Origin of the sequence: Streptosporangium sp. OZ121, assembly GCF_051918885.1 — a bacterium.
Lineage (GTDB): Bacteria > Actinomycetota > Actinomycetes > Streptosporangiales > Streptosporangiaceae > Streptosporangium.
Genome location: NZ_JBPXMC010000068.1, coordinates 1 through 4,383 on the forward strand (window position 1 = coordinate 1; position 4,383 = coordinate 4,383).

Consider the following 4,383-nt stretch of genomic DNA (forward strand, 5'->3'; position numbering starts at 1 on the left):
GCGGGGGTGAGCCTGTATTCGGCCGGGGCGACCGAGGTACGGGCACGGATCTCGCCGGTGCGCGAGAACACGGTCGCCTTGACGATCGCCGACTCCACCGGGGTACCGGTGCTGTCGATCGAGGCGTTCGCGGCCCGTCCGATATCAGCCGACCAGCTCACCACCACCCACCGCACCGACTCACTGCACCGGCTCGAGTGGAGCACGGCTCCGGCCGCTTCCGCAGAGGTGCCCGGGTGGGTGCTGGCCGGTTCGCTGGATGGTGCGGTCGCGGAGTGTGTGCTGGTCGAGGTGTCGGCCGGGGTGCACGAGGCGTTGGATCTGGTGCAGGGGTGGCTGGCCGAGGAGCGGTTCGCCTCCTCGCGGCTGGTGGTGGTGACGCGGGGCGCGGTGGCGGTGTCCGAGGTCGAGGATGTGGATCCGGCGCAGGCGGCGGTGTGGGGTCTGGTGCGGGCGGCGCAGGCCGAGCAGCCGGGCCGGTTCGTGCTGCTGGACGTGGAGACCGGACCGCTGGACGAGGACGCGGTGGGTCAGGCGCTGGCTTCGGGTGAGGCGCAGGTCGCGGTACGGGCGGGTGCGGTGTGGACGCCGCGTCTGGTGCGTACGGCGGTGGCGCCGGCCGGGGAGGAGCGTGCTCCGGTCTTCGGCCCGGAGGGCACGGTGCTGGTCACCGGCGGTTTGAGTGGACTGGGCGCGCTGGCGGCCAGGCATCTGGTGACTGCCCACGATGTGCGGCAGCTGCTGCTGGTCAGCCGTCGTGGCGTACAGGCGCCGGGGGCGGCCGAGCTGGTGGCGGAGCTGACCGAGCTGGGTGCCACGGTCGAGGTCGCGGCGTGCGACGTCGGTGATCGGGAGGCGCTGGCACAGCTGATCGCGGGCATCCCGGCCGATCGGCCGCTGAGCGGTGTGGTGCACGCGGCCGGCGTCCTGGACGACGGCGTGATCACCGCGCTCACTTCCGAGCGGCTGGACGGGGTGATGCGGCCCAAGGCCGACGCGGCCTGGCATCTGCACGAGCTGACCCGGGAGCTGGACCTGTCGGCGTTCGTGCTGTTCTCCTCGGTGGCGGGAGCGCTGGGTGGTCCCGGGCAGGGCAACTATGCCGCTGCCAACGCCTTCCTCGACGGGCTGGCCGAACACCGCAGAGCACAGGGACTGGCGGGCACCTCGCTGGCCTGGGGCCTGTGGGCGATCGGCGGGATGGCCGAGGAACTGACCGAGGCCGACGTGCGCCGCATGGAGCGCATGGGCCTGAAGCCGCTGTCGGCTGCCGACGGGCTGGCGCTGTTCGACGCCGCTCTGCGCCATGACCGGCCGGCGCTGGTCGCCGCGCGGTTCGCCCAGGGCAGGAACCCGGCCCGGGTGGCGCTGCCACGAGCGGGCACCCTCAACGGCCTCGCGGGACGGCTGGCCGCGATGGAGCCCGCGGAACGCCTGGCGATCCTGTCCGACCTGGTGTGCCAGGAAGTGGCGACGGTGCTCGGGCACGCCTCGAAGGAGGCCGTCCAGCCGGACCGCGCCTTCCAGGACCTCGGCTTCGACTCCCTCACCGCGGTCGAGTTCAGGAACAGGCTCAGCCAGGTCACCGGCATGCGGCTGCCGGCCACGCTGATCTTCGACTATCCGACCGCCCGAGCGGTGGCGGACTACGTGGGGTCGGAGCTGATCGGCGCCGCGTCCGCGATCGCGTCGGTCACGACGGCCAGGACGCCGGGCGACGACGAGCCGATCGCGATCGTGGGCATGGCCTGCCGCTACCCCGGTGGGGTGCTGTCGCCCGAGGGGCTGTGGGACCTCGTGGCCGGCGGTACGGACGCCATCTCCGAGTTCCCCGCCGACCGCGGCTGGGACATGGAGCGGATCTACAACCCGGACCCGGAGAGCAAGGGCACCTCCTACGTGAAGCACGGCGGTTTCCTGTACGACGCCGCCGAGTTCGACCCCGAGTTCTTCGGGATCAGCCCGCGCGAGGCCCTGACGATGGATCCGCAGCAGCGGTTGCTGCTGGAGGCGTCATGGGAGGCGCTGGAGCGGGCCGGTGTCAGTCCGGTCGGGCTACGCGGCAGCCGGACGGGCGTGTTCGCCGGCTTGATGTACCACGACTACGGTCTCGGCGCTCCCGCCTCGACCAGTGGCGGGAGCCTGGTCTCCGGCCGGGTGTCCTACACCTTCGGGTTCGAGGGACCGGCGATGACCGTGGACACGGCGTGCTCGTCGTCGCTGGTCGCGCTGCACCTGGCCGCGCAGGCACTGCGCTCGGGTGAGTGCGATCTGGCCCTCGCGGGCGGTGTCACGGTCATGTCGACGCCCGGAACCTTCATCGAGTTCTCCCGCCAGCGCGGTCTGGCACCCGATGGCAGATGCAAGTCCTTCGGCGACACGGCGGACGGCACCGCCTGGGGCGAGGGCGTCGGCGTGCTGCTGGTCGAGCGGCTGTCGGACGCGCGGCGCAACGGCCACCAGGTCCTCGCGATCGTACGGGGCAGCGCGGTCAACCAGGACGGCGCGAGCAACGGCCTGACCGCCCCGAACGGTCCCGCGCAGCAGCGGGTGATCCGCCAGGCGCTGGCCAGCGCGAACCTCTCGCCCGCGGATGTGGACGCGGTCGAGGCACACGGTACGGGAACGGTGCTGGGCGACCCGATCGAGGCGCAGGCGCTTATCGCCACCTACGGCCAGGACCGTCCCGAGGACCGGCCGCTGTGGCTGGGGTCGCTGAAGTCGAACATCGGCCACACCCAGGCCGCCGCCGGTGTCGGTGGCGTCATCAAGATGGTGATGGCGATGCGGCACGGGACGCTGCCGCGGACCCTGCACGCCGAGGAGCGGTCGGAGCACATCGACTGGTCGGCGGGCGCGGTGGAGTTGCTGACCGAGGCCCGTCCCTGGGACATCGAGGACCGCCCGCGCCGGGCTGCGATCTCCTCCTTCGGGATCAGCGGCACCAACGCGCACGTGATCATCGAGCAGGGTCCGGCGGAGGCCGAGGTCGAGGCCGGTGCCGTCGAGTTGCCGGTGACGCCGTGGCTGGTCTCGGCCAAGACTCCCGAGGCGCTGCGAGGACAGGCTTCCCGGCTCGCGTCGTGGGTGGAGGAGCGGCCGGAGCTGAACCCGGCCGATGCGGCCTGGACGCTGGCGACGGGCCGGGCGCTGCTGGAGCAGCGCGCGGTGGTGGTCGGCGCCGACCGGGCCGAGCTGGTGACGGGCCTGCGTGCCCTGGCCGACGGTACGACGACGCCCGGTGCGGCGACCGGTGGCGGCAGGCTGGCGATGCTGTTCGCCGGTCAGGGCAGCCAGCGGGTGGGGATGGGCCGTGAGCTCGCGGCGGCGTTCCCGGTGTTCGCCGACGCGCTGGACGAGGTCTGCGCGTTGTTGCCGGGGTCGGTGCGTGAGGCGATGTTCTCCGATCCGGACGAGGTGCTGGCCGAGACCGGGACGACCCAGCCGGCGCTGTTCGCCTTCGAGGTGGCTCTGTACCGTCTGCTCACCTCGCTGGGGGTGACCCCGGACGTGCTGGTGGGTCACTCGGTGGGGGAGATCGCCGCCGCGCACGTGGCCGGGGTGCTCTCACTGCCCGACGCGTGCGCCCTGGTCTCCGCCCGTGCCCGGTTGATGCAGGCGTTGCCGGAGGGTGGGGCGATGCTGGCCATCGCCGCCCCCGAAGCAGACGTCCTTCCGCTGCTGGAGGGCCGTCAGGACGTCGGCATCGCCGCCGTCAACGGCCCGGAGGCCGTGGTGATCTCCGGTGACGAGAGCGCGGTGGAGGAGGTCGCCGCACTGGTGAGCGCGCGGACGCGCAGGCTGCGGGTCTCGCATGCCTTCCACTCGCCGTTGATGGAGCCGATGCTCGCCGAATTCGAGCAGATCGTCTCCGGGTTGACCTTCGCCGAGCCGAGCATCCCGGTCGTCTCCAACGTGACGGGCCGTCCCGCCGAGCCGGGGTTGCTCACCGATCCGGCGTACTGGGTGCGGCACGTGCGGGAGGCGGTGCGCTTCGCCGACGGGGTCGTCGCCTGCCAGGCGAACGTGTTCGTCGAGATCGGGCCGGACACCACCCTGACCGCCCTGGCCCAGCAGAGTGTCGACGATGGTGTGTTCGTCGCGGTCGCGCGTAAGGACCGTGATGAGGCTAGGACGTTGGTCAGAGCCCTGGGGCAGTTGCAGGTCCGGGGGATCGCCGTCGATTGGGAGGCCTTCTTCGCTCCGGCTCGGCCGGTACGGGTGGATCTGCCGACGTATGCCTTCCAGCGGGAGCGGTTCTGGGTGGCGGCGCAGGCTGAGGCCGGGGACATGGACGCGGCTGGTTTGGAGGGGATCGATCATCCGTTGCTGAGTGCGGTGACGGAGGTCGCCGGTGGTGAGTCGGTGGTCTTCAGCGGTCGT

General features: G+C 72.1%; 1 protein-coding gene. It reads left to right on the forward strand.

Annotated elements, in window-relative coordinates; all coding sequences use genetic code 11:
- Positions 1 to 57 precede the first annotated feature (57 nt).
- A partial coding sequence (locus ACTOQ1_RS42660) for a type I polyketide synthase (RefSeq protein WP_440074284.1) occupies positions 58 to 4,383 on the forward strand: 4,326 nt, incomplete at its 3' end.